This window comes from Streptomyces lacaronensis, assembly GCF_047337785.1.
Lineage (GTDB): Bacteria > Actinomycetota > Actinomycetes > Streptomycetales > Streptomycetaceae > Streptomyces > Streptomyces lycopersici.
Genome location: NZ_JBLHDK010000003.1, coordinates 6581967 through 6608413, shown reverse-complemented (window position 1 = coordinate 6608413; position 26447 = coordinate 6581967). Strand labels below are relative to the sequence as shown.

Genomic DNA, 26447 nt, shown 5'->3' with positions numbered 1-26447 from the left:
GCGCCACACCGCCGAGTCCCCCGCGGTGCGGATCACCCCACCGCGCTCGCCGTTCCCTGACGTGCCGCCCTTGCTAGCCGCGAACGTACCGCTATCCGCCCGCAAACGACGCCCCGGGCCCCATACAACCGGATTCTCCCTCTCACCTTGGGGCCCTCGGGCCCCGTCCCACCGGGTCCCTGCCTCGGGCACGCCGCTTGCCCCAGGGGATGTCCGGCGGCGGATCGTGACGCCTGCGGCGGGCTGCTCCCCTCCCCGCCCCTTCCTGCCCCTTCCCGCCCCTTCCCGGCACCTGACGATCTGCGGCTCCGCGGCGTGGGGGGCTCCGCGCCAGAGCCCGGGGTCCAGGGTCGAAGCCCCCGCCACGCGGCGGAGCCGCACATTGATGCCGCGGGAAGGGGCCACCTCATAGGCGCCCCTGGGCACCGCGGCCCCGGCCCGCGTGGGGGCGGCAGCCTGAAGGCCGCCCGGTGCGGGGGAACCGGGGCGGTCGGACCCGCCATTGGGACCTGACGACAACGCAGCGGGCGGGCCGAAGCCGTACGGTGCCGCGCCGCCAAGGCGTACGAGGCCGGGCACGGCCGGGCGCGCCACGCAGGACCGCCACCCGGGCGCGCGGGCCCACCCTCATGCGCCCACACCTGACCGGGCCGCCCGGGAGGGGGATGGCGGCGGTGGGCAGCACCCGTCACCGACCGGGCGGCAGCCGCGAGGCTCTCGGCCGCCACCGGCCTCAGGCGTACTGGGCCGAGTACGACCGGGACGCATCGTGCAGGCAGCCGCCCGGGCGCACGGGCCCGCCCACACCCGACCACACGTCGCCCGACCGTCCCGAGAGGCGGCGTATCGGAGGCGGAGGCGGACAGCAACCGTCACCCGACGGAGCGGCAGCCGCGAGGGGTCGGGGGCGCTGCCGCCGCGATGAGCCGGGACGTGCCCGCCTCCGCCGGGGCGGGAGTTCGCGTCCGCCGTCGCAGCGACCCCGCGCCGACGCGGCCCCGGGGCCGCCGCTCCGTAGCAGCAGGGTCAGGGGCGACGCTCCGTAGCGGGCCCCACGCCACCGCTCCGCAGCAGCGGGACCAGGGACGGCGTTCCGTAGCAGCAGGCCCCACGCCACCGCTCCGCAGCGGCAGGGTCAGGGCGGACGTTCCGTAGCAGCGGGACCAGAGCCACCGCTCCGCAGCAGCCTCGCCGGGCCACCGCTCCGCAGCAGCCTCGCCGGGCCACCGTTCCGTACCAGCCTCGCCGGGCCACCGTTCCATAGCAGCCTGGTCGGGGCGGCGCCGGGGGCGAGCCCCCGCAAGGATGCCTCAGCTGTGGCCGAGCTCCTCTGGCGGCGTGTCCGGCTCGACAGAGCCGCTCGTGCGGTCCGGGTGGAGGGGGAGGGGTTCGACGAGGGTTTCGTCGACTACGGGTTCGGCCGGGCGGGGGGGCTTGGGCATGACGGCGGCCTCCGAGTGGGCGCCGCAGCCGTAGGAGAGGGAGACGACGCGGCCGTCAGCCGGGCTGAACTCGTTCGCGCAGGCTCCGAACGCCTGTCCCAGCGAGCCGCCGAGGGCCACCATGAAGCCGCAGCTCGCGCAGGTGCCGGGGGCCGCCTGGGCCATGGGGGTTTGGGGGCCGTACGCCTCCTCCCAGCGGTCGGCCGCGATGTGGAGGCCGTAGCGGGACAGCACCCGGGCGCGCCGCATGCCCAGCTCCTCGGCGACGGCCGCGATCGAACCGGTCGTGGGCGCGGCGGTCTGCGCCGCGGGAGCGCCGGCCGTCACATCGGCATCCTCCACCGCCGCGAGCTGCTGCATCTCCTCCGAGACCGCGGAGTTGGGCGGTGGGGCGTCCTCGCCCGTGTAGCCGGGCTCCAGGCGCAGATCATCGGCCTCGGTAGGGAGCAGATCGCCCGGCCCCATGTCGCCGGGGCGCAGCCGCTCGCTCCAGGGCACCCACTCCGGCGCAAGCAGCGCGTCGGGCCCGGGGAGCAGCACCGTCTCGTCCAGGGTGACGGCCTTCGCGCGCGAGGCGCGGGCCACCGTGACCGCCCAGCGCCAGCCGCGATAGCCCGGCTCGGGGCTCTCGAAGAGATGCGTGACCACGCGGTCGCCCTCGGCGACAGCGCCCAGATACTCGCCCACCTGCCCCGGATGGGCGGCTTCCACGGCCGCCTCGCGGGCGAGTTCGACCGCCTCGGCGCACAGGCGGTCGGGGGTACGGCTTCGCATCGCACTCACAGGATCGATTCTCTCTTCCACGCCGTCGCAGCCGTCTGACCTGGTGCGCCAGCCGTACGGCCGTCGCGGGACCACGGACGGAGCGGACCATGGGGCCGCGTCGACGTCCGCGCCCATCCGGCCTTCGGGCGCACCTTGTACGTCCCATTCTGCGGGATGGCTACTCGGCACACGGCCAGGAACGACCCTCGGTGGCGCGGTTACGCACGCTACCTTGTCCGGCCGCACCGGCCCTACCCCCGTCTCATCCTCACCTCCCGCCACGGCGCCGTACGCCCCCTTCCCGCCCGCCTCCGCGAAAGCGCATTTCCGCTGGACAGCGGGGTGTTGCCGATTTCCGCCGAGGGCGCCGCCATCCAGAAAGCCGTCGAAGGTCTGACGCTTCGGCCGCTTGGGCTGCACCATGGTCAGGTGGCAGGAACGCGGTGGTACAGCGGCGGCTCGACCAGAAGGCCGGGCCGCTGGATCGTCCACGCGCTCCGTCTCCCCTTCGCGCTCCGCCTCCCTTTCACCGCGGCCGGGCGCGGCATCCGCCGGGCCACCCACGCCCACGGCGCCGGCGAGTCGGGGCTCGGCAAGCTGATCGAACTGCACGCGGTGAACTCCGCGGGCGACATGCTGATCACCATCGCCCTCGCCTCCACGATCTTCTTCTCGGTCCCGACCGACGAGGCCCGTGGCCGGGTCGCGCTCTACCTGGTCATCACCATGGCGCCGTTCGCGCTGCTCGCCCCCGTCATCGGCCCGTTGCTCGACCGCATCCCGCACGGCCGCCGCGCGGCGATGGCGGGCGCGATGCTGACCCGCGTGGTGCTCGCGCTGACGATGGCGGGCGCGGTGGCGGGCGGCGGGCTCGAGCTGTATCCGGCGGCCCTGGGCGTGCTGGTGGCGTCGAAGGCGTACGGAGTCGTCCGTTCCGCCGTCGTGCCACGGCTGCTCCCACCCCACTTCTCCCTGGTCAAGGCCAACTCCCGGGTCACCCTGGCCGGGCTGCTCGCCACCGGCGCGGCCGCCCCGCTGGGGGCCGGGCTGCACCAGATCGGGCCGAGCTGGCCGCTGTACGGGGCGTCCGTGATCTTCGTGCTGGGCGCATTCCTGTCGTTCACCCTGCCGCACAAGGTGGATTCCTCGAAGGGCGAGGCCAGGGCGCAGCTGACCTCGGGGCAGCGTCATCTGCATCTGCCGGTCACGGTGCGCAAGCCCAAGGCCAGGGTGGGCGGGGCCAGGACCGCCCCGGCGACCGGTGGGGACAGGTCCGCCTTCTCCAGGACCGTCTTCTCCAGGACTGCCTTCTCCCGGACTGTCTTCTCCCGGATCGCCTTCTGGAGGGGCCGGTCCGGGCGGCCCGGCCTCCGTACGGTCGGCCCCTCCGTGCTGCACGCCCTGCAAGCGTGTGCCGCGCTGAAGACCCTGTCCGGGTTCCTCACCCTCTTCCTCGCCTTCCTCCTCCGCGACCAGCCGCTGGGCGGACTCGGCCCCGAGATCTCGCTCGGCCTGGCCGCGGTCTGCGCGGGCGGCGGCAACGCGCTGGGCACCGCGATCGGCGCCTGGCTGCGGGCGCGCGGCCCGGAACTGATCATCGCGGTGGTGCTGAGCTCAGCCCTGGGCGTGCTCATCGTGTCGGCGGCCCTCTACGGCGCTGTGACGGTGGCCGCCGTGGCCGCCACCGCGGGGATCTCCCAGGCGCTGGGCAAGCTGTCGCTGGACGCGCTGATCCAGCGTGACGTCCCGGAGGAGGTCCGCACCTCGGCGTTCTCGCGGTCCGAGACGACGCTCCAGATGGCGTGGGTCGTCGGCGGCGCCATCGGCATCGTGCTGCCGCTCCACGGGGCGCTGGGGATGGCGGTCGCCGCGGCGGTGATCGCTCTGGGCACGGCGCTGAGCGTCCGCGGACTGCTGAGCGCCTCCCGACAGGGGGCGCCGTATCCGCGCGTGGCGTGAGTTCTGGGGGCTACGGGGGGCGTGAGTTCTGGAATCAACGGGCGGTGTGAGTCCTGGGAGCTACCGGAGGCCTGGGTCCCTGGCGGGACCGCCGTCGGCGAGTCGTACCCGCGCGCGAGACGATCGGTGGGGCCAGATAGCCTGCCCGCATGACCGCTGCGCTGTTTTCCAGGGGCAAGGGCCGCCGCGCCGTCACCGCCGCCTGTGCCGTGTCCCTCGGGCTCGTCGCCCTCTCCGCCTGCGACAAGCCGACCCCGCTGGCAACGGTGACGGTCGGCTCGAACACCGTGACGGCCGAGGCGAGCAACGGCTGCTACGGCGACGGCAAGGACCTGAGCTCGAAGAAGTTCAAGGACTGCCTGTCCGCCAAGCCCGAGAAGACGATCAAGGTGACCCCTGGGGACAAGGTGCGGTTGGGGGTGGACCCCGAGATCGCCAAGTCCAGCTGGGGCCTGATCGCCAACAACCCGGTCATGGCCGAGGCGAGCAAGGAGACGTACCGCAGTTTCGACAGCGATACGCTCTTCTCCAAGCAGAACCCGCAGACCGGCCAGACCACGCTCGAGAAGAAGGTCACCATCACGGTCGCCGAGCTCGGCAAGAGCAGCCAGGGCGTCAAGGGCATCTGGCGCTTCACGCTGGAACGGGACTCCTGACGGGGTTCCCGACTGGCCCCCTGGCGGAGTTCCCGACGGGACTCCCGATGGGACTCCCGATGGGACTCCCGACTGGCCCCCTGAGAGGGTTCCCGACGGGACTCCCGACAGGCGGGACTCCGCAGGACGAGGCCCGGTCACACCGGGCAGCCGGCCGCGCCGCGACAGGGTTGTGTGTGACAAGGGGGAGTCACCCATGCGCGTACTGATCGTCACGGCCGTACCCGCCGAGCGGGACGCCGTCGTACGGGGCGTTGGCGCCACGGCCCCCGAGCTGGCCGAACTCCCCGTCCCCGGTGGGGTGCTCCACCGGCTGAGCCCGGCGCCGCCCACCGGGCCGCCGCTCACCGTGGACGTCCTGGCCGCCGGGGTCGGCCCGGCAGCCGCGGCGGCCGGTACCGCCGCCGCCCTGACCGCGGCCGCGGTCGCCCGCACCCCCTATGACCTCGCCGTATCGGCCGGTATCGGCGGCGGCTTCACCACAGCGCACCCCGTCGCCGCGCTGCCCACCACGGCCACGGCGCGGCCCGCCGCCACGACGCCCGGCACCGCAGCGCCCGCCGCCACGACGCCCGACACCGCAGCGCCCGCCGCCACAACGCCCGGCACCGGAGCACCCTCCACCTCCACCCCAGCGACCTCCCCCACAACGCCCGCCGCCGCGCACCTCGGCTCCGTCGTCGTCGCCGACGCCATCGTCGCCGCCGACCTGGGCGCCGAGACTCCCGACGGCTTCGCCGCCGTCACCGAGCTGGGCTTCGGAACCGTCGAACACCTCCCGCCCGCCCCGCTCGTCGCCGCCGTCGCCGAGGCGACGGACGCCGTGCGCGGCACCGTGCTCACCGTGTCGACCGTGACCGGGAGCGCCGAACGGGCCGCCGAGCTGCTGCGCCGCCATCCGCGCGCCGTCGCCGAGGCCATGGAGGGCTTCGGCGTCGCGGAGGCCGCCGCGGCCCAGTGCGTGCCCACCCTGGAGGTACGGACGGTCTCCAACGCCGTCGGACCGCGCGACCGCGCGGCCTGGCGGATCGGGGAGGCGCTCGAAGCGCTCACGGGCGCCTTCGCGACCATCGCCCCCCTCCTCGGCACCTGGACCTTTGACCCGGAAGGAACCCGGCAGTGACTGAGCCCCTGAGCGATCCCCTGACTGAGCCTTTGAAGATCGCCTACTCCCCGTGCCCCAACGACACGTTCGTCTTCCATGCCTGGGCCCACGGCCGCGTCCCCGGCGCGCCCGCGCTCGATGTCACCTTCGCGGACATCGACATCACCAACGGGATGGCCGAGCGCGGTGAGTTCGACGTACTGAAGGTGTCGTACGCCGTACTGCCGTGGGTGCTGGACGACTACGCGCTGCTGCCCTGCGGCGGCGCGCTCGGTCGCGGCTGCGGTCCGCTGGTCCTCTCGCGGCAGCCCGGCGAGGGACAGCAGCTCACCGGCAAGGATCTGGCGGGGAAGACGGTCGCGGTGCCGAGCGAGCGTTCGACCGCGTATCTGCTCTTCCGGCTGTGGGCCGCCGCCGAGGTGCCGGGCGGGGTCGGCGAGATCAAGGTGCTGCCGTTCCACGCGATCATGCCTGCGGTGCGGGACGGCGAGGTCGACGCCGGGCTCGTCATCCACGAGGCCCGGTTCACCTACCAGAATTACGGACTGCACTGCCTGGCTGACATGGGCGAGCACTGGGAGCAGACCACCGGACTCCCGATCCCGCTCGGCGCGATCATCGCCAAGCGCTCACTGGGCTCCGAGCGGCTGCGGGAGCTCGCCGACGCCGCCCGGACATCGGTACGGATGGCCTGGGACGACCCGGAGGCGTCGCGGGCGTATGTCCTGGACCACGCCCAGGAGATGGACCCGGCCGTGGCCGATCAGCACATCGGGCTGTACGTCAACGAGTTCACCGCCGACCTCGGCGAGAGCGGCTACGCCGCGGTGCGCGGGCTGCTGACCCGGGCGGCGGCGGAGGGGCTGGTACCGCCCCTCGGACCCGGGGCGCTGGACGTGGTCTGACGCTTCGGCAAGTGGTCGCACGCCCAGCGGAGCCGGATGGGTATCCATCCGGCTCCGCTGGAGAAATCGCGTATGACGGAATGACGGAATGTCGTATGTGCCGATGCGCGCCGGGCGCTCAGGCCGAACTCGGACCGAACTCGGACTGAACTCGGACCGAACTCAGGTCAGGCTCAGACCGGACTCCGACCGGACTCAGGTCAGGCTCAGACCGGACTCGGACCGAACTCCGACCGGACTCAGATCAGGCTCAGACCGGACTCAGGTCAGACGTCGAGCTGGTCGGCCACCGCCCGCAACATGCCCGCGATCTTGTGGCCGTGTGCCTTGTCCGGATAGCGGCCGCGCTCCAGCTGCTGCGTCACATTCTCCAGCAGGGTGGTCAGGTCCTGGACGATGGACGCCAACTCATCCGGCTTGCGGCGCTGGGCGGCCGCCACGGAAGGAGTCGGATCGAGAACGGTGACGGACAATGCCTGATCCCCGCGATTTCCGGCCACCACGCCGAATTCCACGCGCTGCCCCGGCTTCAGTGAGTCGACGCCTTCCGGAAGCACCGACGAGTGAACGAAGACGTCGCCACCGTCATCGCGGGAGAGAAAGCCAAAGCCCTTCTCACTGTTGAACCACTTGACCTTGCCGGTAGGCACGTCTGTCTCGTCCTCGTCGCTCGTCGGAAAACACGGAAAAACAGCTCTCGATAGCACTACAGCGGGTCGTAAGACCCGCCACCACCAAGGCTAATGGTCCCGAGCCTGGTGACAAGACGTACCCGGGTGGTTCCTATGCGCGCTCTGGCACGGATCTACCCTGGTCCGGTGAGTAATGAAACCCCGCACCGCGGCGGCTCCCCCGGCCACCCTCGAGAGGCGCCCCTTCCCGGCGACCGGCTCATCCGGTCCGGTGTCATCGTCTTCGCCATCGGAGCGGTGGCCACGCTCGTCACCGTCGCGCCACTCTTCCTGGGCGCGGATCCGCTGCCCTCGGTGGCGTACGTCGTCTGCATGCTGATGGGCGTCGGCTTCGCCCTCGCCGCCGCCGGGCTGCTGCGCTCCATCGCGGCACAGCGGCGGGAGGCCGCGGCCGCCGCCCGGGTGTCACCGCCCCGCGTACCGCCGTCCGGGTGAACCGGGTGCATCAGGTGGACCGAGTGCATCAGGTGAACTGGCTGAGCTCGGGAGCTCGAGAGCTCGAGAGCTCGTAATGAGCTGGTGAACTCGTGAACTGGGCAGCTCAGCCCGCCGTGCGATCACCTATGTAGCCCGACAGCCAGGCCGGGAACGCCGTCAGATCGTCCAGCACGACATCCGCGCCGGCCGTGAGCAGCTCATCCACCGCGCAGGGCCCGGTGGCGACCGCCACGGACAGCGCACCGGCCGTACGGGCGCCCCGTACGTCACCCGTGTGGTCCCCGACGTACACCGTCGCCCCGTACTCCCGTAGCGCCTCCGCCTTGGCCTCGGCCCACAGCCAGCCGATCACCGCGTCCGCCTCGATGCCCAGGTGGCTCAGGTGCAGCTTGGCGTTGGGCTCGTGCTTCGCGGTGACGACGATGGCCCGGCCGCCCGACCGCCGCACGGCCTCGATCGCCTCCCGCGCCCCCTTCATGGCCGGGGTGGGCGCGATCGCGTACTCCGGGTAGAGCTCGCGGTAGAGCTCGCCCATCTCCTCGACGCGCTCATCGGGGAACCAGTGCACCAGCTCCTGCTCCAGCGGCGGGCCGAGCCGGGTGATGGCGAGGTCGGAGTCGATGTAGGTGCCGGTCCGGGCCGAGAGCGCCTCGTACGCCGCCTTGATGCCCGGCCGGGAGTCGATGAGGGTCATGTCGAGGTCGAAGCCGACGGTGAGAGCGGAGTGCGAAGACATGCCCGCCATTGTGCCTTGGCCCACCCCATACACTTAGCCTCGCCTAACTTCGTAGCCGACGAGCGAACGGACGCGATGACCGCCGACCGGGCCAGCAACCGCCCTCCCAGAGCCCCCCTGGTCCGCGCCTCCCCGGCCCCCGCCTCCCCGGCCCCCGCCTCCCCAGTTCGCGCCTCCCTGGTCCGCCGCCGCCTCGGCTGGACGGCCGCGGCCGTCGTCGCCCTGCTGCTCGCCGTCCTGCTGAGCCTCGCCGTGGGCAGCCGCCAGATCGCCCCGAGCGCGGTCCTGGACGCGCTGCTGCACGGCGGTTCGAGCGATGCCGCCGACATCGTGCGGTCCTTGCGACTGCCGCGGACCCTTATCGGGCTGATGGTCGGCGCGGCGCTCGCCATGGCGGGCACCGTGATGCAGGGCGTCACCCGCAACCCGATCGCCGACCCCGGCATCCTCGGCATCAGCCAGGGCGCCTCGGTGGGCGTGGTGCTCGCGATCGCCTTCGCCGGGGTGCACACGCTCAGCGGCTTCGTCTGGTTCGCCTTCGCGGGCGCGGGGCTGGCGTCGGTCGCCGTCTACGCCATCGCCACCAGCGGGCGTGGCGGCGCGACCCCGGTCAAACTCGCGCTCTCCGGCGCCGCGATCAACGCCCTGCTGGTGTCCGTGACAACGGGCGTGCTGACGACGAAGGCGGCGGCCCTGGATGAGTTCCGCTTCTGGCAGATCGGCTCGCTCGCCGGGCGTGACACCGGGATCGTCGGCCAGATCTGGCCGTTCCTGCTGGTCGGCACGGTGCTGGTGATCGCGGTGGCACGCGGTCTGGACGCGCTGGCGCTCGGCGAGGACGTCGCGAAGGGGCTCGGCCAGAACGTGGCGGTCGTACGGATCGTCGCCGCCCTCGGCGCCACGATCCTCACCGGCGTCGGGGTCGCCGCCGCCGGTCCGCTCGCGTTCATCGGCCTCGCGGTCCCCCATATCGCCCGCGCGATCGTCGGCACCGACCACCGCTGGGTGCTGCCGATGGCCGCCCTGATCGGCCCGGTGATGCTGCTGGTCTCGGATGTGGTGGGCCGGGTCGTCTTCCCGCCGAGCGAAGTCCCGGCGGGCGTGATGACCGCGCTGATCGGGGTGCCCTTCCTGGTCACGCTGGTGCGCCGGAAGGCGGTGGCCGCGTGACGGCGATGGAGAGCCGTACCGACGCCCGTACGGTCAGCGCGGAGATCCCGGAGGCCCGCCCGGGGATCCGCCCGGCCGGGTACGGCCTGATCCGCATCAAGAGCAAAGGGCATGGTGGACATGGCGGACGTGGTGGACGTGGCGGATCGTTCCTGCTGCACCGCCGCTCGGCCCTCGTCGCGATCGGGCTGGCCCTGGCCACCGCCGCCGCCTGCGTGACGTATCTGTGCGTCGGCGAGAGCTTCATCACCCCTGGCGAGGCCGTAAAAGCCGTCCTGCACACCCAGTGGGGCCTCGGCCAGGCCACCCCGAACGACCTCGTCGTCGGCACGCTGCGGCTGCCCAGGATGACGCTCGGCCTGATGGTCGGCGCCGCCTTCGGCATCGCGGGGGCGCTGATCCAGACGGTGGCCCGCAACCCCCTCGCCAGCCCCGACATCATCGGCGTCAGCCAGGGCGCTAGCGCGGTGACCGTGGGCGCGATGACCTACGGGGTCAGCTCCTACGCCGTCCTGCCGTACCTCTCCGTCGCGGGCGGCCTCGCCGCCGCCGCGCTGGTCTACGTCTTCGCCTGGCGCGGCGGACTCCAGGCGGCCCGCTTCGTACTCATCGGCATCGGCTTCGCCGTCGCGCTGCGCTCGATCACCCATCTCTTCCTGACCAAGGGCGACTATCTCGTGGCCCAGCAGGCGAAGGTGTGGATGACCGGTTCGCTCAACGGACGCGGCTGGGGCGAGGCCACTCCCCTCGGCTGGGCGCTGCTGGTGCTGCTGCCCGGTGTGCTGTGGGCGGCGCGGGCGCAGCGCACGGTGTCCATGGACGACGACACGGCCACCGCGCTGGGCGTACGGCTCGGGCGGGCGCGGCTGGGCCTGGTGGCCCTCGGCGTCGTACTCGCGTCGATGGCGACGGGCGCGGCCGGCCCGGTGGACTTCGTGGCGCTGCTCGCCCCGCAGATCGCCCGCCGGATGACCCGGACCGCCCAGATCCCGCTGCTGTGCTCGGCCCTGACCGGAGCGTTCATCGTCGTCACCGCCGATCTGCTGGCCCGCAAGCTGTTCGCGCCGACCGAACTGCCGGTGGGTGTGCTGACGGCGGCGGTCGGCGCCCCGTATCTGATCCACCTGCTGCTGTCTTCCGGGGGACGCGGCCGAAAGGGAGGCACCGCCGCATGACCGCTTCGGCGTCCACAACGGGAACGAGCCCGGAGGCCGGTCCGGCGGAGCCCGCTTCCGCGAACCGGCAGAACCAGATGAACCGGCTGAACGGGCCGAACGGGCCGAACCGCCTCACCGCACGCGAGCTGACCCTCGCCTATGAGGACCGCACCGTCGTGGACGGGCTGGACCTGGAGATACCCGACGGCGAGGTCACGGTCATCGTCGGCCCCAACGCCTGCGGCAAGTCCACCCTGCTGCGAGCCCTCGGGCGGCTGCTTCGGCCACGTGGCGGCGCCGTGCTCCTCGACGGCACGGATCTCGCGCGCATCCCGACGAAGAAGATCGCCCAGTCCGTGGGGCTCCTCCCGCAGACCCCGGTCGCGCCCGAGGCGATCACCGTCGCCGATCTCGTCTCCCGTGGCCGCCAGCCGCATCAGCGGTGGTGGCAGCAGTGGTCGGAGGAGGACGAACGGGCCGTCACGGACGCCATGGAGCGCACGGACGTGACGGCGCTCGCCGACCGCCCGGTGGACGAGCTGTCGGGAGGGCAGCGGCAGCGCGTATGGATCGCGATGGCGCTCGCACAGGAGACCGATCTGCTGCTGCTGGACGAGCCGACGACGTACCTGGACATCTCCCACCAGGTGGAGGTGCTGGACCTGGTGCGCCAGCTCAACCACGAACGCGGCCGTACGGTCGTCGCCGTCCTCCACGACCTCAACCAGGCCGCCCGCTACGCCGACCATCTGATCGCGATGAAGGGCGGCAGCATCGTGGCTCGCGGCCGCCCGGAGGGCATCGTCACGGCGGAGCTGGTGCACGAGGTCTTCGGCCTCGACTCAGTGGTCGTCCCGGACCCGGTGACCGGCAGCCCCTTGGTCGTCCCGGGCACGCCTTGGCAGGCCACCGAGCAGGGCTGAACGCAAGAGGCTCACGCGCCCGGAGTCAGCCCCTCCCCTGCGACTCGCCGCCCGACGTCAGCCCTCGCGCCTTACCGCCCGGAGTCAGCCCTTGCGCTTCGTGGCGCGCCAGAGAAGGAACAGCACGGAGGCGATGGCGGCGCCCCGGACGACGTAGGGCCAGGTATCGGTCAGGACGTCCTTCCAGCCGTGTTCGGGGATCGGCTCGCCCCACTTGCCGTCGGCTCGGCCATACAGCCAGATCGCGGCCCCGGCCGCGACCAGGCCGGGCATGCCCAGAGCGGCCCACTTCGCCTCGGCAGGGGAGCGGCGGTAGGTGCTGTAGTACGCGATCACCCAGCCGAAGGCGATCAGGATGATGTTGCCCAGGGCGGCACCCGCCACGAGGAGTGCGACCGCCACCAGCAGCACCGGGCCGAGCCCGGACAGCCATGTGGGGACGCCGCCCCCGCCCGCGGGCTGATCGGCCGCCTTACCCGCCTTACCGGGCCCGAGCAGTACGCGGCGCAGCCCGCCACGCCGCTTGCCTCCGGCCTCCGCCTTCTTGGCCCCGGCCTTCGCCTTCGCCTCAGCGTCCGCCTCAGCCTCGGCGGCGGCCGCTTCCGCCGCCGCCTTCTCCTCGGCCTCGCGCCGCTCCTGGCGTTCCTGCTCGGCCGACTTGCCCTTACCGAGCAGTTCGGGGATCTCGATCCCGCCGGTGAACCCCTCGACCGCGCCGTACTGCGCGTCGCGCTGCTCGGGCTGGGCGAACGGGCCCGGCTCGACATGCCACCAGTCCATGTCGGACTCGCGCGGGCCCAGTTCGTCCTCGCCCGCGAGGTGCGGTGGCGAGGCGGCGTTGGACGGGGGCGTGGCGGGGGTGGCGGGCCTCGGCTTGATCAGGGAGGGGATGCCGTCGCCCGGCGTGCGATTCGCGCGGCCGTCCCCGTTCCGGCCGGTACCGGGCGCCCCCGGGGCGTCCTCCTCGCGCGGGGCGGGCACCTTACCGGTGAGACCGCTGCTCTTGGCGAGCCCGGCCAGCTTGTCGCGGGCCGCCCGCGCCGCCCCGGCGGCCCCTCGCGGCGCCGCACCGCCGCCCGTAGCGCTGCCCGCACCGCTGCCGTCCGTACTGGGCTCACCACCCATCCCCCCCGATCCCGGGTCGGGGCCTCGGCCACCCGCGGCGGCCACCACATCGGCCGGTGAGCCCAGCTTGGACAGAATCCGCTTCACCCCGGCCGGGCTGTCCGACCCTCCGGTGGCCCGGCGATGGTCGATATCGGCACGGAGCCCGGAGACCAGCCGCATACGTTCACCGGACGACAGACCTTGCTGCTGAGCCAGGTCACCGACACGGCTCAGATAGTCGTAGACGAGCTTCTCGCTCTCGATCCCCACCAAGACCCCTGAGAATGCGCACCGTCGGCGTATCAATCGGCTCCGACGGTACCGCGCGGAACCGGAATCCCGCCGCATCCCCTCCGTCCCGCACCCCGCGGGTACTGTGGATCGAATGAGCAGTTCATGGAATCGAGAGGGCTGACGTGCCCGAAGAGACCAGCTCGCGCAACCGGGAGGCATGAGTTGCCCGCAGACACCGGCCACGGGGACAGCGGTCCGCAGGACCGCCTCCCCCGGGGCGGCGGCCCACGAGACGGCGGCCACGGTGACCGTGGCCGCGGGGTGCCGCGCACCCTCGCCGAGGAGCTGCGCACCCGACCCGACGACGCCCTCGCCGCCCTGCTGCGCGCCCGTCCCGATCTGCTCTGCCCGGTCCCCAACGACCTCACCCAGCTCGCCACCCGAGCGGGCACCCGCGCCTCGGTGGTACGGGCGGTGGAGCGTCTCGACCGATTCGCGCAACAGACCGCCGAGGCCCTGGCCGTCGCGCCCGACCCCTGCCCGTACGAGACCCTGCGGGACCTGCTGACGGGCGACGAGGGCGCTGGGGGCGCCGAGGAGGCGGGGAGTAGCGGGGACGCCAGGGGCGCGGATGAACTCGGGGGTTCCGGGGGTCCCGGGGGTCCCGGGGGTGCCGGGAGTGCCGGGGGTGCTGGGGGTCCCGGAGGTCCCGGAGAAGCCCGGAATTCCGAGAACGCCCAGGATCCAAGGGACGCCCAGGATCCAAGGGACCCCCGGAGTGCCGGGAGCGCCCAGCCCCCAGGAGATGTCTCGGCCGCCGGGACCACCTCGCCCGCCGGGACCACCTCGCCCGCCGAGGCCACCCCGGGCGTCGGCGCCCCCCTGCGCGCCGAGGAACGCGCCGCGATCGTCGCCGAGTTGCCGCGAGCCGTGGCCACGCTGCGCGAACAGGCCCTGATCTGGGGTGGGGACGATCGGCTTCGGCTCGTCCGGACCGCTCGGGAGCTACTCGCGCCCTCGCCCACCTCGCCCTCCCCCACCGGGCTCGGCCCGACCGTGCAGGAGGCCACGTCCGGGATGTCGCCGGGGCGGCTTCAGGAGCTGCTGGCGGCGGCCGGGCAGTCGCCCACGCACGATCCCGTCACGGCGGCGGCGGCCCTGGCCGAGCTGTTCCGGGACCGCGCCCGGATGGCGGCGCTGCTCGACGGGGCGCCGGCGGGCGCGGCGGCCGTGCTGGCCAAGCTGACCTGGGGGCCGCCGTACGGGGAGGCGTCCGTCGCTTCGCCCACCCCGCCCGTCGGCTGGCTGCTGGACCGCGGACTGCTGCTCCCGTCCGGCCCGCGCAATGTCGTACTGCCCCGCGAGGTCGCCCTGCATCTGCGCCACGGCCGGGCACACCGCGCCCCCGAGCCGTTCGCCCCGCCGCTCTCGCCCGTCACCGAGCACGATCCACAGGTTGTGGACAACACCGCGGCGGGCCAGACCTTCACCGCTCTGGCGACCGTCGAGGAGCTGCTGGGGCAGTGGGAGACCGCCGGGCCGCCCGTCCTGCGCGCGGGCGGGCTGAGCGTCCGCGATCTCAAGCGGACCGCCGTGGCCCTCGATGTGTCCGAACCGGTGGCCGCCTTCTGGATCGAGCTGGCGTACGCGGCCGGACTGGTGGCCTCCGACGGCGAGACCGACGAGCGCTACGCCCCCACCCCCGCCTACGACGAGTGGCTACGGCTGCCCGCCGAGCAGCGCTGGGCGCGGCTCGCCGCCGCCTGGCTGCCCGCGACCCGTACATCGGGCCTGGTCGGCGGCCGAGACAGCAGGGGCCGTACCCTCGCCGCGCTCGGCCCGGAACTGGACCGCTCCCCGGCCCCCGAGGTCCGCCGCCGGATCCTCGAACTCCTGGCCACTCTCCCGCGCGGTGCCGCGGCCGCCCCCGACGTCCTGCTGGCCCGGCTGCGGTGGGAGCGGCCGACCGGCCACCGCGGGGCCCCGGCCCCCGCCCCGTCCGGCCCCGGCGCGGCCGCCCCGTCCGGGTCCGCCCCCGGGGCCACATCGTCCGCCGCCACCTGGTCTTCCGCTGCCGCCCCCAGGGCCGCGTCCACCGCCGCCTCGCCCACCGGCGCCTCGCCCACCGGTGAGGACCTGCGCTCGCGGCTGGCCCGCTGGGCCGTCACCGAGGCCGAAATGCTCGGGGTCACCGGCCGGGGCGCGCTCTCCGCCCACGGCCGCGCCCTGCTGGAACGCCACCCGGACGAACCGACGGCCGCCGAGAGCGAACTCGCGTCCGCGCAGGCCGCCCGGTTGCTCGCGCCGCTGCTCCCCGACCCCCTCGACCACGTCCTGCTCCAGGCCGACCTGACCGCCGTCGCGCCCGGCCCGCTGGAACGGCCGCTCGCCGAGACCCTGGGCATCCTCGCCGACGTCGAGTCCAAGGGCGGCGCGACCGTCTACCGCTTCACGCCCGAGTCCGTACGCCGCGCACTCGACGCCGGGCGGACCGCCGACGATGTGCACACCTTCCTCGCCGCGCACTCCCGCACCCCGGTGCCCCAGCCGCTCGCCTACCTCGTGGACGACGTGGCCCGTAAGCACGGCCGACTGCGCATCGGCGCCGCCTCCGCGTATCTGCGCTGCGACGACGACGCGCTGCTCGCCGAGATCCTCGCCGACCGCCGTTCGGCGGGCCTGCGGCTGCGCCGCCTCGCCCCCACCGTGCTGGCCGCCCAGGCGCCGCCGGACACCCTGCTGGAGGGGCTGCGGGCGATGGGGTACGCCCCGGCCGCCGAGTCCGCCGAGGGCGATGTGCTGGTCAGCCGGGCCGAAGCCCAGCGCACCCCGCCCCGTAAGCCGCCCGTCCCGGTCCCGGAGGGCCCGCCGGTGCCCGACGCCACCCTGCTGAGCGCGGCGGTGCGCGCCATCCGCGCCGGGGACCTCGCCGCCACCGCGCCCCACAAACCGGCGGTCGCGACCGAGGCAAGGGCAGAGACCGCTTCCGGCCCGGAGACCGCTTCCGGCTCACGGCCCGGGGCTGGTTCCGGGTCCGGAGCCGGGTCCGGGGCCAGGGCCGGGGCCAGGGCCGGTTCCGGGGCCAGGGCCGGGTCCGGGTCCGCCGCCAGCGGCGAACGGCTGCCCCGCACCACCTCCGCCGACACACTCGCCACCATGCAGGCCGCGGCCCTGACCGGCTCCAACGTCTGGATCGGCTACGTCAACGCGAACGGCGCGGCCACCCAGCGTGTGATCGCCCCGGTCCGGGTCGAGGGCGGCTTCGTCACGGCGTACGACCACACGGCCGACGAGGTCCGTACGTACCCCCTGCACCGCATCACGGGCGCCGCCGAACTCGCCGAGGACGCCACGTAACACGCCCGAAGGACCGTCCGGTCCACGGGCGGGGTGGAGGCTGCGGCACGCAGGGACAGCTCACGCCGCGGGCGGTGCCTCGGTCCCTCGCCGGGTCCACCGGGTCCACCGGTGCCACCGGTGCCACCAGTGCCACCAGTGGCGGCGGCGCGGGTGCGGGGCGTGGCCGAGCGCCGTCCGCCGGATCTCCCATCCAGCGATGCTGATCACAGGGCCTCGCCTCCCGCCCATGGCCCCGTTGTCGCCGCTCCGTCGGTCCGTATCCGTCTTCGCCGCTTGTCCCTGGCCGTCCGGAGTGTCCCTGTTGCTCTCCGCCACAAATCCCCGTCGCGCTGCGCCCCGTATCCCTCTCCCTCTCCGCCACGCCTTCTCGATGGGGGACACTGGTTCTTTGGCCGGCCAGCACGAAAGGACCCAGGCGCGTGAATGGACCCCTCATCGTCCAAAGCGACAAGACGCTCCTGCTCGAGGTGGATCACGAGCAGGCGGGCGCCTGCCGCCGCGCCATCGCGCCCTTCGCCGAGCTGGAGCGAGCGCCCGAGCACATCCACACCTACCGGGTAACCCCGCTCGGGCTGTGGAACGCCCGCGCCGCCGGGCACGACGCCGAGCAGGTCGTGGACGCCCTCGTCGCGTACTCCCGCTACCCGGTCCCGCACGCCCTGCTCGTGGACGTCGCGGAGACCATGGCCCGCTACGGGCGGCTGCGGCTGCTCAAGCACCCCACCCACGGGCTGGTCCTGGAGACCAGCGACCGCCCGATCCTCGAGGAGATCCTGCGGTCGAAGAAGATCCAGCCGCTGGTCGGGGCCCGGATCGACCCGGAGACCGTCGTCGTCCACCCCTCCGAGCGCGGCCAGATCAAGCAGGCGCTGCTGAAGCTGGGCTGGCCCGCCGAGGACCTGGCCGGCTATGTGGACGGCGAGGCGCACCCCATCGAGCTGCGCGAGGACGGCTGGGCGCTGCGGCCGTATCAGACGCAGGCCGTGGAGGGCTTCTGGCACGGTGGCTCGGGCGTCGTCGTGCTGCCCTGCGGCGCCGGAAAGACGCTGGTCGGGGCGGGTGCGATGGCCACCGCCAAGTCGACCACGCTGATCCTGGTCACCAACACCGTCTCCGCCCGCCAGTGGAAGCACGAGCTGGTGCGCCGCACCTCGCTCACCGAGGAGGAGATCGGTGAGTACAGCGGTACGCGGAAGGAGATCCGCCCGATCACCATCGCCACGTACCAGGTGCTCACCACCAAGCGGAAGGGCATCTACCCACACCTCGAGCTGTTCGACTCCCGCGACTGGGGCCTGATCGTCTACGACGAGGTGCATCTGCTGCCGGCGCCCGTCTTCAAGTTCACCGCCGATCTCCAGGCGCGGCGGCGGCTCGGGCTCACGGCGACGCTCGTCCGGGAGGACGGCCGGGAGTCCGATGTCTTCTCCCTCATCGGGCCGAAGCGCTTCGACGCGCCCTGGAAGGAGATCGAGGCGCAGGGCTACATCGCGCCCGCCGACTGTGTCGAGGTCCGGGTCAATCTGACCGAGGCCGAGCGGCTGGCGTACGCGACCGCCGAGACCGACGAGAAGTACCGCTACTGCGCCACGACCGACTCCAAGCGGCGGATCACCGAGGCGCTGGTCGCCCGCCACAAGGGGCAGCAGACGCTGGTCATCGGGCAGTACATCGATCAGCTCGACGAGTTGGGCGAGCACCTGGACGCGCCCGTCATCAAGGGCGAGACCACCAACGCCCAGCGGGAGAAGCTCTTCGACGCCTTCCGGCAGGGCGAGCTGTCGGTGCTCGTCGTCTCGAAGGTCGCCAACTTCTCCATCGACCTCCCGGAGGCCACGGTCGCCATCCAGGTCTCCGGCACGTTCGGCTCCCGCCAGGAGGAGGCCCAGCGGCTCGGCCGGGTGCTGCGCCCGAAGGCCGACGGCCACCCGGCGGTCTTCTACTCGGTGGTCGCGCGCGACACGATCGACCAGGACTTCGCGGCGCACCGCCAGCGGTTCCTGGCCGAGCAGGGGTACGCGTACCGGATCGTGGACGCGAGCGAGCTGCTCGCGGACGAGGACGTCTGACGTTCGGGCGTGACGTTCGGGCCGTCGCCGGTCACCCATGCCCCCATGGCCCATGACCCCCATGCCCCCATGCCCCATGACTTCTGTCATGAGAGGCCGGTGATTGGCGGCTCTGCCCGGGGCGTCCCCCGCCCGGAAGGATCGTGGGTGTCAGCAGGACACGGCACCACATGACGCCGAAAGGGCGGGGGACATGGCCATCAGCATCCGTAATCGCAAGGCCGAGACCGAGGCGATGGCCAAGGGCGAAACCAAGGGCAAGAGCAAGGCCAAGGGCGAGACCGCCGACATCGACCCGAGCGGGATCAAGCCGCTGCCGCTGTGGTTCTTCGGCTTCGAGGGCGTCATGGGGGCCGCGTACGACCTGACCAAGGCGTGGGACGACGCCTGGATGGTGCTCATCGGGATCGCCCTGGTGAACATCGTCGTCGGGGCGACCGTGCTGCGCCGCCGGATGAAGCTGATGCGCGCGATGCTCAGGAACTCCCACACCCGGAAGATCGTCATCGGGTTGGTCGCACTCCGCGGCGGCCTCCATCTCGTCCTCGCCGCCGTCGGTGCCCCGGTCACCTCGGTAGCCGGGCATCTGGCCGTCGCCGTCCTGATGGGCGCGACGACGGTGATGCTGCTGTGGTTCAACCAGCGCGTGACCTTCCGCGCGCTGCGGCTCGCCTGACTGGTCCCGCCGGGGGAGCCGACTCCGGGACGGCTCCCCCGGCCCCGTCATAATTCATTCGCCTCCCCGACATGCCCTGGCTACAATCGCCGGTCTTGCCGCCTCCCGCGTTCCGAACGGGAGAGCCGCCGCCCGGACGGAAACCGGTCGGCATCTCGTATCGCGCGTCCGTCCGCGTCCGCGTCCGTACCCGCGCACCCGTTTTCCGTACTCACCTCACCTGTGTGTACTCGCTCGCCGGAGGCTACGCCGTGCCCTCGCACGCCCCTGACCACCCAGATCCGCTCTCGGAGCCGCTCTCAGCGCCCGTCTCGGACCCGCTCGCGAGCCCCCTCGCGGACCCGCTCGTCGACCCCCTCACGCGGGAGCGCGCCCATCTGACCGCGTCCCGCGCCGCGCTGCGCGCCATGCGCGCCGACGTCGAGGCCCTCAACCTCCGGGACGTCACCGCGAACTGGGTCAACGCCGAAGCCCTGCACCACCAGGTCAGCGAGCGCATCAAGGCCCTCGCCGACCTCGCCGACACCCCGCTCTTCTTCGGCCGCCTCGACTATCTGCACGCGCCGGGCGCGGGGACGGCGGAGGGCGTCGAGAGGGAGCGGCCCGCCGCCGGAGGCGGCTCAGCAGACACTTTTTACATCGGCCGCCGCCATGTGCACGACGCGGACGGCGACCCCATGGTCATCGATTGGCGTGCCCCCGTCTCCCAGCCCTTCTACCAGGCGTCCAAGAAGGCGCCGATGGACATCGGGCTGCGCCGCCGCTTCGGATATACGGGCGGCGAGTTGACGGCGTACGAGGACGAACGGCTCTCCGACCCCACCGAGGGGGAGCAGACCAGCAAGCTGCTCCAGTCCGAGATCGAGCGCCCGCGCGTCGGCCCGATGCGCGACATCGTGGCGACGATCCAGCCGGAGCAGGACGAGATCGTCCGCCAGGGGATCGGCGGCACCATCTGCGTCCAGGGAGCGCCGGGCACCGGTAAGACGGCCGTGGGGCTGCACCGGGTGGCGTATCTGCTCTACGCGCACCGCGAGCGGCTGGCCCGCTCCGGCACCCTGGTCATCGGCCCGAACCGCTCCTTCCTCCACTACATCGAGCAGGTTCTGCCCGCCCTCGGCGAGTTGCAGGTGGCGCAGGCGACCGTCGAGGACCTGGTGACCCGGCCGTCCCTGGGCGCGGTGGCGCGGGGCGCCGACTCCGCCGACGCGGCCCGTATCAAGGGCGACGCCCGGCTGGCCGAGGTGCTGCGCCGCGCCCTGCGCTCGTACGTCACCCGGCCCACCGAGCCGTGCGTCGTGGTGCGCGGCTCACGCCGCTGGCGGGTGCCCGCGTACGAACTGGAGGAGATCGTCGAGGAGTTGCTCACCCGCGACATCCGCTACGGCGCGGCCCGCGAGGCGCTTCCGCAGCGCATCGCGCACGCCGTGCTCGTCCGGATGGAGCAGGCGGGCGAGGCACCCGACGACCGGGTCCAGGACGCGGTGGCCCGTAACCCCGCCGTGAAGGCGGCCGTCAAAGCGATCTGGCCACCGGTCGACCCGGCCAAGCTGGTGCTGCGGCTGCTCTCCGACGCCGACTTCCTGGCCGAGCACGCGGACGGCGTCCTCGACGCCGACGAGCAGAAGACCGTCCTGTGGGCGAAGCCGGGGCGCGGGGTGAAGTCCGCGAAGTGGTCCCCGGCGGACCTGGTGCTGATCGACGAGGCCGCCGATCTCATCGAGCGCACCCCCTCCCTCGGCCATGTGGTCCTGGACGAGGCGCAGGATCTCTCCCCCATGCAGTACCGCGCGGTCGGCCGCCGTTGCAGCACCGGCTCGGCGACCGTGCTCGGCGACATCGCGCAGGGCACCACCCCATGGGCGACGGCCAGCTGGGAGGAGGCCCTGATCCACCTCGGCAAGGAGGGGGCGGGGATCGAGGAGCTGACCCAGGGCTTCCGGGTGCCGCGCGAGGTGATCGCGTACGCCTCCCGGCTGCTGCCCGCGATCGCCCCCGGCCTGTCGGAGGCCACCTCGATCCGCGAGGCGGCGGGCGACTTCTCCGTACGGGCCGTGGGCCCGGCCGAACTGGACACGGCCGTGATCGCCGCCTGCCACGAGGCCCTGAGGCGCGAGGGCTCAATCGGGCTGATCGCGGCCGACGCCCGCATCCCGGCACTGGCCCAGGCCCTCGACACGGCGGGCCTGACCCACCTCACCCCCGGCGAGGAGACCAGCGCGGAGTCCCGCCTCACCCTCGTCCCCGCGACGCTGGCCAAGGGGCTGGAGTACGACTACGTGGTACTGGACGAACCGGCCGCCGTGGTCGACGGCGAACCCGACGAACGCACGGGGCTGCGCCGCCTGTACGTGGCCCTGACCCGCGCGGTCTCGGGGCTGACGGTGGTCCATGGGGCACCGCTGCCGGAGCGGCTGGCGGAGCGGCCGGCGGTCTGACGGGGGTGGGGGTGCGGGTGCGGCCGACGGCCTGACGGGGGTGGAGGTGCGGGTGCGGCCGACGGCCTGACGGGGGTGGGGTGCGGTTCGGCGGTCGACCTCCCGGTCAGGCCACCGCAACCAGCCCGTCCTCCCGGTCAGGCCACCCCAACCAGCCCGTCCTCCCGGTCAGGCCACCCCAACCAGCCCGTCCTCCCGGTCAGGCCACCCCAACCAGCCCGTCCTCCCGGTCAGGCCACCGGAACCGGCGCGTCCAAGGTCGTGCGCCACTGGCCGACCGCGATGGCGTCCACCGGGCCCGACCAGCCGCCGGGGCGGGCCGCGCCGCCGATGTGGAAGGCGTTGATCCCGGCGGCGCGCAGGGTGGGCAGGTGGTCGAGGCGCAGGCCGCCGCCCGCCATGATGCGCGCTTCATAGCCCGGGGTACCGGCCCGCTCGGCCTCGGCGAGCAGGGTGGGCAGGCCGTCGTCCATGCCGCGCGCCGACCCGGCGGTGAGATACGTGTCGAGGCCGGGGATGTCGGCGAGCCGCTTGCGCAGGCCGTCGCGATCGGCGGCGCGGTCGATGGCCCGGTGGAAGGTCCAGCGGCTCTCGTCCACGCCGCCGCCCGCGCCCACGACCTCGGTCAGCGCGGTCACGGCGGCCAGGTCGACCCCGCCGTCGTCGGCCAGGAAGCCCAGAACGAACTCGTCCGCCCCCTCCGAGTGCAGCGCGGCAGCGGCCTCGCACAGCGCGTCGAACGCGTTTCCGGTCGCGAAGCCGTCCGACGCGCGGAGCATCACCCGCACCGGCAGATCGACGGCCGAACGAACGGCGGCGAAGGTCTCACGGGACGGGGTGAGCCCGTCGGCGGCCATGTCGGTGACCAGTTCAAGGCGGTCCGCCCCTCCGGCCTGTGCGGCGATCGCGTCCGCAGGGGTCAGGGCGATCACCTCGAGCAATGGTCTAGACATGCAGGACAGCTTGCCACACCGCACAAGGGGGCAAACCGCTGCCCCACAATTGGCCCACCCGCACCCACACCCGCGCCCACGCCCAAACCACATCCGCACCCGCACCCGCACCCACCCGCCATCCGACCCATGACGCGCTGCAAACCGCTGCCCCACAATTGGCCCATGCCCGCACCCGCACCCACCCGCCATCCGGCCCATGACGCGCTGCTCACCCGCTGGACGGACCTCCTCACCAGCGCCCGCGACGCCACGACCCCGTCTCCCGTTCCCTACGGCGAAGACCTCCTGACCCGCTGGGCCGAGCCCCAGCGCCGCTACCACACCACCGATCACCTGCTCGCGGTCCTGGACCGGGTGGACGAACTGCTCCCCCACGTCCAGGCCCCCGACCCCGCCGCGATCCGTCTCGCCGCCTGGTTCCACGACGCCGTCTACCTCCCCGACCGCTCTACCAACGAGGAACGCAGCGCCCGCCTCGCCGAACGCGCCCTCCCGGAAGCCGGCGTCCCGGAGCCCCGCGTGGCCGAAACCGTCCGCCTCGTCCTCCTCACCCGCGACCACGACCCCGCCGAGGGCGACACCAACGGCGAAGTCCTCTGCGACGCCGACCTCGCCATCCTGGCGGGCTCCCCCGAGGCATACGGCGCCTACGCGGCGGCGGTCCGCGAGGAGTACGGATTTGTGCCCGACGACGCCTTCCGCGAAGGCCGCGCGAACGTCCTCCGCCATCTGCTGGGGCTGTCCCGTCTGTTCCGCACGCCCATCGGGCACGACCGCTGGGAGGCCTCCGCCCGCCACAACATGGCCACCGAGCTGGAACTGCTGAGTGCATAACACGTGCCGTTCGCGGCTCTAATGTTGACGGGCCATCCGCGCACGCCAGGGGGGCAGCATGGACGACACCGCAGCACACCTCGATGACCAGGCACTCCCCTTCTGGGTCGAGGTGACCGAGGACGGCGACGACGACTCGATGGGCATCCTCGGAGGAGGCAACCCCCAACTGCGCATGGTCCCCCTCGGCCCGCTGCGCAAGAACCTCGCCGCCACCGTCGACGCCCTCCAGCAGGTCTTCGCCACCCGCAAGGTCGCGTACGTGTACGCCTGCTCTCCGGGGCAGTTCGCCCTGTTCGTACAGGAAGCGGAGGCTGTTCGGGACAGCACGGACGTCGGAACGTCACCAGGCGAGTCCAGGGCTTCGCGGTGCTGCCCGGCCCCGTCCGCGACGCCCGAGAGCACCCTTGGGTACGTGCGGTCGCCGGCTACCCGGCGTGGGAACGGACCGACCCGGAGCTGTGCGCGGCGCGAGACACGCTCAAAGATTTCTCCGTCTCGCTGGCCGCCCATCTTTCGGTCGCCTACGAAACGGCCGCGGGCTCGCTACGCGAAGATCCCTGGCACGACGGCGAGCTCGCCAAGCGCACCCGGCCGACGCTGCAGAACGTCTGCGGCGCCTCGGCTATCGTGTACCGGATCAGACACCGGATCAGACATACGCAAGTGTCGCCTGGCCCTCTGAGGATGCCCAACTGCTGAGGTCGCTCCGGAGCACCAAATCGGAACGGGTCCCCGCGGCCAAGGCCGAGGAGATCTCGACAGCCCGAGTCGTCACCACCGCGTTCGCCTTGAGCCGGCCGGTGACTGCCGTAGTGCGGGTGCTGACCGAAGCCGGGTTCTCCGTCTCCGCTACGGCAGAGCAGTTCGACACAAGCCACGACGACGACAGCGTCATTCTGTCGGACGGCCTGCCAGTCGACCGGATGGTGCCACGGGGGCAGTTGGCGTCACTCGCCCTCCACTTGGGCCGAGCTGTCCCCGATGTCGCGGAGCGCCTGTCCCAGCTGGGGTTCCAGGTACCCGACCCACTGCCCGGACCCGGGTTCATGACACGGGCAAAGGCCGAGCTCACCAGTCGAGATGCTCGCTCACGAGACTGGCCCGCCGAGGATGAGCCGGGCGACGTCTTCACCCTCGCCCAACTATCCGATAGCCAAACGGAGTCTCTACCACGTCTGGCAGAGCTCCTGACCACCCTTGGCTACGACGTCGCGGGGAGACCGCGCTCGTGGAATCACTCACCCCTGGCGACATCCGCTCCTTGAGAACCCACACTCTCGCGGGGGCGCGCTCAGCACCCCCCATCCCCGCAGAGCACCTCTACGCCGCCGCCCAGCTGACCGGTCTTACGACAGAACAGATCACCGATGGTCTGACCCGGCTCGGTCTCGACGTGGAGCCAATCCCTGAAGACCTCGCGGCGGACATCGCCATTGAGGAAGAGCTCGACGCGGTCCTTGGCTCGAACGCGCCGACGAGAGCCACCCCGCCCGCGCACCACGCGAACCCCGCCAGGCGCATCTCTCTGCCCGCCCTCGCCTCCGTCGCCATGAGGAACCGCGTCTCCTTCCGCGAGGCTGCCCAGGTCGCGACAGGGCTGGGTATGTCTCACGAGGCGGAGGACTGGTTCGGGTAAGAGCGCTGGGGATCAGGTTGTGCGGAACTCGCCGCGTATGAGGGTCGATATGAACGACGACCAGCCCGTTGCCGAGACGATCAGGGTCGGTCCGTCGGGGTTCTTGGAGTCGCGGACCGGGATGGCGCCGTGGGTCTGGGCGAAGGTGGGGGAGAACTCGACGCATTGGCCGCCACTGCCGTCGCTGTGGGAAGACCTGACCCATTGGGCAGCCGTGAGATCCAAGTCGGCGCTCATTCGCGGTACTCCTTCGACACGGTCTTGATCAGGCTCAGTGATCGATCCGGGGACAGCGCATGCGCCCTGAGCAGATCATAGTCATCCAGGGCACTGGCGACCGTCTGCGCGGAGTCGTGCATTCTGCCGCCCACCCGGGTCTCGGTGTAGAGCACCGTGGGAGCATCCGTGATGAAGTGCAACAAGGTGAAGGGCTTCGCGTGTGCGGCGGGAGCTCCTGCCGAGAACGGCATGACCTGAAGCTTGATGTGCGGTGACTCCGCCGCCGTCAACAGGTACTCAAGCTGCCCGGTCATGACGTCGGCGCCGCCAACCACTGTTCGCAGACACGCTTCGTGCAGGATGACCCAGAGGAGCGGCGGAGTCTCCAGCTCGAAAACCTCACGCCGGCTCAGACGCGCTGCGACCTTGCCCTCGATCACCTCAGCTTCTTCCCGCGGATGGGATGACCGGAAGATGGCCCGCGCGTAGTCCTTCGTCTGAAGGATGCCGATCACGAGGTTCGTCGAGTAGTCCAGCACCCGCGACGCCTTCCGTTCCAGGTTGAGGTACGGGGTGAACCACGAGGGATGGTCGCCCTCATCGATCCGCCGAAGCATCCCCGCGAACAACTCTCCCGTGCCGAAGGCGAGGTCGCAGCCCTTCGCAAACTTGTCGCTGGGTCTGGGCAGAAGCTTCCCGGCCTCCACCCTGCTGACGTACGCCTCTGAATAGCCAGCGGCCAAGCCCAGGCGCTTCTGCGTGAGCTTGCGGGCGAGACGCACCTGCTTGACGTCACGACCGAAGCGCTGGAGCGGATTCAAGTGAGCGGGTGGGGTCGTCTCGTCCAATGCCGTGACCTCTCGCTATGTGATCAGGGCCAGCATCGCGGCAGGTCACGGCCTTGCGCGCTGCCGTTCAAGGCGTCTCATTCTATTGGCAGCCGCGTTATCCGCGTGACCAATTGACT

23 protein-coding genes are annotated in these 26447 nt (G+C 72.4%); 16 read left to right on the top strand and 7 right to left on the bottom strand.

The annotated features are described in order from the left end of the window. Nucleotides 1-1310: 1310 nt before the first annotated feature. The gene (locus ACMTAK_RS28760; protein WP_413813022.1) at nt 1311-2216 is read right to left on the bottom strand and encodes a DUF3027 domain-containing protein; all 906 of its coding nucleotides are present in this window, start codon (nt 2214-2216) and stop codon (nt 1311-1313) included. 165 nt (nt 2217-2381) lie between these two features. Here ACMTAK_RS28760 and ACMTAK_RS28755 point away from each other — a divergent pair, with 165 nt between their 5' ends. From ACMTAK_RS28755 to ACMTAK_RS28740, 4 genes are all read left to right on the top strand, one after another. Next, on the top strand, nt 2382-4166 hold the full coding sequence (locus ACMTAK_RS28755; RefSeq protein ID WP_413808858.1) for an MFS transporter: 1785 nt from the start codon (nt 2382-2384) through the stop codon (nt 4164-4166). 149 nt (nt 4167-4315) lie between these two features. Then, nucleotides 4316-4822, top strand: coding sequence for a hypothetical protein (locus ACMTAK_RS28750; RefSeq protein WP_413808857.1), 507 nt, complete (start codon nt 4316-4318; stop codon nt 4820-4822). A gap of 196 nt (nt 4823-5018) precedes the next feature. After that, complete coding sequence (gene mqnB / locus ACMTAK_RS28745; protein ID WP_413808856.1) at nt 5019-5945, top strand: futalosine hydrolase; 927 nt, start codon at nt 5019-5021, stop codon at nt 5943-5945. Then, complete coding sequence (locus ACMTAK_RS28740; protein WP_413808855.1) at nt 5942-6832, top strand: 1,4-dihydroxy-6-naphthoate synthase; 891 nt, start codon at nt 5942-5944, stop codon at nt 6830-6832. Before mqnB ends, ACMTAK_RS28740 begins: the two co-directional genes overlap by 4 nt. A gap of 266 nt (nt 6833-7098) precedes the next feature. Here ACMTAK_RS28740 and ACMTAK_RS28735 read toward each other — a convergent pair whose 3' ends face one another. After that, nucleotides 7099-7482, bottom strand: coding sequence for a cold-shock protein (locus ACMTAK_RS28735; RefSeq protein ID WP_014177506.1), 384 nt, complete (start codon nt 7480-7482; stop codon nt 7099-7101). A 168-nt stretch (nt 7483-7650) separates the two neighbouring features. On the opposite strand from ACMTAK_RS28735, the gene ACMTAK_RS28730 reads away from it, so the two are divergent. Beyond that, nucleotides 7651-7959 carry a hypothetical protein gene (locus ACMTAK_RS28730; RefSeq protein ID WP_413808854.1) on the top strand — a complete coding sequence of 103 codons (309 nt, stop codon included), beginning with the start codon at nt 7651-7653 and terminating at the stop codon, nt 7957-7959. Between the two features lie 106 nt (nt 7960-8065). Here ACMTAK_RS28730 and ACMTAK_RS28725 read toward each other — a convergent pair whose 3' ends face one another. Continuing rightward, nucleotides 8066-8707: an HAD family hydrolase gene (locus ACMTAK_RS28725; protein WP_413808853.1), complete on the bottom strand. Its 642-nt coding sequence runs from the start codon at nt 8705-8707 to the stop codon at nt 8066-8068. A 66-nt stretch (nt 8708-8773) separates the two neighbouring features. Between ACMTAK_RS28725 and ACMTAK_RS28720 the strand changes: the two genes are divergently transcribed. The 3 genes from ACMTAK_RS28720 (at nt 8774) to ACMTAK_RS28710 (ending at nt 11948) form a co-directional block, all read left to right on the top strand. Beyond that, the gene (locus ACMTAK_RS28720) at nt 8774-9868 is read left to right on the top strand and encodes a FecCD family ABC transporter permease (RefSeq protein WP_413808852.1); all 1095 of its coding nucleotides are present in this window, start codon (nt 8774-8776) and stop codon (nt 9866-9868) included. Between the two features lie 5 nt (nt 9869-9873). Continuing rightward, on the top strand, nt 9874-11043 hold the full coding sequence (locus tag ACMTAK_RS28715; protein ID WP_413813021.1) for a FecCD family ABC transporter permease: 1170 nt from the start codon (nt 9874-9876) through the stop codon (nt 11041-11043). A 77-nt stretch (nt 11044-11120) separates the two neighbouring features. After that, on the top strand, nt 11121-11948 hold the full coding sequence (locus ACMTAK_RS28710) for an ABC transporter ATP-binding protein (RefSeq protein WP_413813020.1): 828 nt from the start codon (nt 11121-11123) through the stop codon (nt 11946-11948). An 84-nt stretch (nt 11949-12032) separates the two neighbouring features. Here the strand turns inward: ACMTAK_RS28710 and ACMTAK_RS28705 are convergent, their stop codons facing one another. After that, nucleotides 12033-13325, bottom strand: coding sequence for a hypothetical protein (locus ACMTAK_RS28705; protein WP_413808851.1), 1293 nt, complete (start codon nt 13323-13325; stop codon nt 12033-12035). A 285-nt stretch (nt 13326-13610) separates the two neighbouring features. Between ACMTAK_RS28705 and ACMTAK_RS28700 the strand changes: the two genes are divergently transcribed. The 4 genes from ACMTAK_RS28700 to ACMTAK_RS28685 all read left to right on the top strand — a co-directional run bounded on the left by ACMTAK_RS28700 (nt 13611) and on the right by ACMTAK_RS28685 (nt 21832). Continuing rightward, the gene (locus tag ACMTAK_RS28700; protein ID WP_413813019.1) at nt 13611-16646 is read left to right on the top strand and encodes a helicase C-terminal domain-containing protein; all 3036 of its coding nucleotides are present in this window, start codon (nt 13611-13613) and stop codon (nt 16644-16646) included. Between the two features lie 422 nt (nt 16647-17068). Then, nucleotides 17069-18718, top strand: a complete 1650-nt coding sequence (locus ACMTAK_RS28695) for a DNA repair helicase XPB (RefSeq protein WP_413808850.1) — start codon at nt 17069-17071, stop codon at nt 18716-18718. 193 nt (nt 18719-18911) lie between these two features. Continuing rightward, complete coding sequence (locus tag ACMTAK_RS28690; protein ID WP_413808849.1) at nt 18912-19394, top strand: hypothetical protein; 483 nt, start codon at nt 18912-18914, stop codon at nt 19392-19394. Nucleotides 19395-19645: 251 nt separating this feature from the next. Beyond that, nucleotides 19646-21832 carry a HelD family protein gene (locus ACMTAK_RS28685; RefSeq protein ID WP_413813018.1) on the top strand — a complete coding sequence of 729 codons (2187 nt, stop codon included), beginning with the start codon at nt 19646-19648 and terminating at the stop codon, nt 21830-21832. Nucleotides 21833-22062: 230 nt separating this feature from the next. Here the strand turns inward: ACMTAK_RS28685 and ACMTAK_RS28680 are convergent, their stop codons facing one another. Next, a complete protein-coding gene (locus tag ACMTAK_RS28680; RefSeq protein ID WP_413808848.1) occupies nt 22063-22785 on the bottom strand; it encodes a copper homeostasis protein CutC in 723 nt (240 codons plus the stop codon). Nucleotides 22786-22950: 165 nt separating this feature from the next. On the opposite strand from ACMTAK_RS28680, the gene ACMTAK_RS28675 reads away from it, so the two are divergent. The 4 genes from ACMTAK_RS28675 to ACMTAK_RS28670 all read left to right on the top strand — a co-directional run bounded on the left by ACMTAK_RS28675 (nt 22951) and on the right by ACMTAK_RS28670 (nt 25261). Then, nucleotides 22951-23622 (top strand): HD domain-containing protein, encoded by a 672-nt coding sequence (locus ACMTAK_RS28675; RefSeq protein WP_413808847.1) that lies wholly within the window; start codon nt 22951-22953, stop codon nt 23620-23622. Between the two features lie 369 nt (nt 23623-23991). Further along, the gene (locus ACMTAK_RS52695) at nt 23992-24324 is read left to right on the top strand and encodes a hypothetical protein (protein WP_461773822.1); all 333 of its coding nucleotides are present in this window, start codon (nt 23992-23994) and stop codon (nt 24322-24324) included. A 101-nt stretch (nt 24325-24425) separates the two neighbouring features. Further along, nucleotides 24426-24890 carry a wHTH domain-containing protein gene (locus ACMTAK_RS52690; protein WP_461773821.1) on the top strand — a complete coding sequence of 155 codons (465 nt, stop codon included), beginning with the start codon at nt 24426-24428 and terminating at the stop codon, nt 24888-24890. Beyond that, a complete protein-coding gene (locus tag ACMTAK_RS28670; RefSeq protein ID WP_461773820.1) occupies nt 24854-25261 on the top strand; it encodes a wHTH domain-containing protein in 408 nt (135 codons plus the stop codon). The genes ACMTAK_RS52690 and ACMTAK_RS28670 overlap by 37 nt, the downstream gene beginning before the upstream one ends. A 12-nt stretch (nt 25262-25273) precedes the next feature. On the opposite strand, the gene ACMTAK_RS28665 is transcribed toward ACMTAK_RS28670, so the two are convergent. Both ACMTAK_RS28665 and ACMTAK_RS28660 read right to left on the bottom strand, forming a co-directional pair. Further along, nucleotides 25274-25498 (bottom strand): DUF397 domain-containing protein, encoded by a 225-nt coding sequence (locus ACMTAK_RS28665; protein WP_413808845.1) that lies wholly within the window; start codon nt 25496-25498, stop codon nt 25274-25276. Further along, a complete protein-coding gene (locus tag ACMTAK_RS28660) occupies nt 25495-26328 on the bottom strand; it encodes a helix-turn-helix domain-containing protein (RefSeq protein WP_413808844.1) in 834 nt (277 codons plus the stop codon). Before ACMTAK_RS28660 ends, ACMTAK_RS28665 begins: the two co-directional genes overlap by 4 nt. Nucleotides 26329-26447: the final 119 nt, after the last annotated feature.

Bases quoted from the DNA above. Each gene is read 5' to 3' on its own strand.
- ACMTAK_RS28675 (WP_413808847.1), top strand. From the start codon at position 22,951: ATGCCCGCACCCGCACCCACCCGCCATCCGGCCCATGACGCGCTGCTC.
- ACMTAK_RS28680 (WP_413808848.1), bottom strand. From the start codon at position 22,785: ATGTCTAGACCATTGCTCGAGGTGATCGCCCTGACCCCTGCGGACGCG.
- ACMTAK_RS28715 (WP_413813021.1), top strand. From the start codon at position 9,874: ATGGAGAGCCGTACCGACGCCCGTACGGTCAGCGCGGAGATCCCGGAG.
- mqnB (WP_413808856.1), top strand. From the start codon at position 5,019: ATGCGCGTACTGATCGTCACGGCCGTACCCGCCGAGCGGGACGCCGTC.
- ACMTAK_RS28710 (WP_413813020.1), top strand. From the start codon at position 11,121: ATGAACCGGCTGAACGGGCCGAACGGGCCGAACCGCCTCACCGCACGC.
- ACMTAK_RS28720 (WP_413808852.1), top strand. From the start codon at position 8,774: ATGACCGCCGACCGGGCCAGCAACCGCCCTCCCAGAGCCCCCCTGGTC.
- ACMTAK_RS28755 (WP_413808858.1), top strand. From the start codon at position 2,382: ATGGCTACTCGGCACACGGCCAGGAACGACCCTCGGTGGCGCGGTTAC.
- ACMTAK_RS28665 (WP_413808845.1), bottom strand. From the start codon at position 25,498: ATGAGCGCCGACTTGGATCTCACGGCTGCCCAATGGGTCAGGTCTTCC.
- ACMTAK_RS28760 (WP_413813022.1), bottom strand. From the start codon at position 2,216: ATGCGAAGCCGTACCCCCGACCGCCTGTGCGCCGAGGCGGTCGAACTC.
- ACMTAK_RS28725 (WP_413808853.1), bottom strand. From the start codon at position 8,707: ATGGCGGGCATGTCTTCGCACTCCGCTCTCACCGTCGGCTTCGACCTC.
- ACMTAK_RS28690 (WP_413808849.1), top strand. From the start codon at position 18,912: ATGGCCATCAGCATCCGTAATCGCAAGGCCGAGACCGAGGCGATGGCC.
- ACMTAK_RS28750 (WP_413808857.1), top strand. From the start codon at position 4,316: ATGACCGCTGCGCTGTTTTCCAGGGGCAAGGGCCGCCGCGCCGTCACC.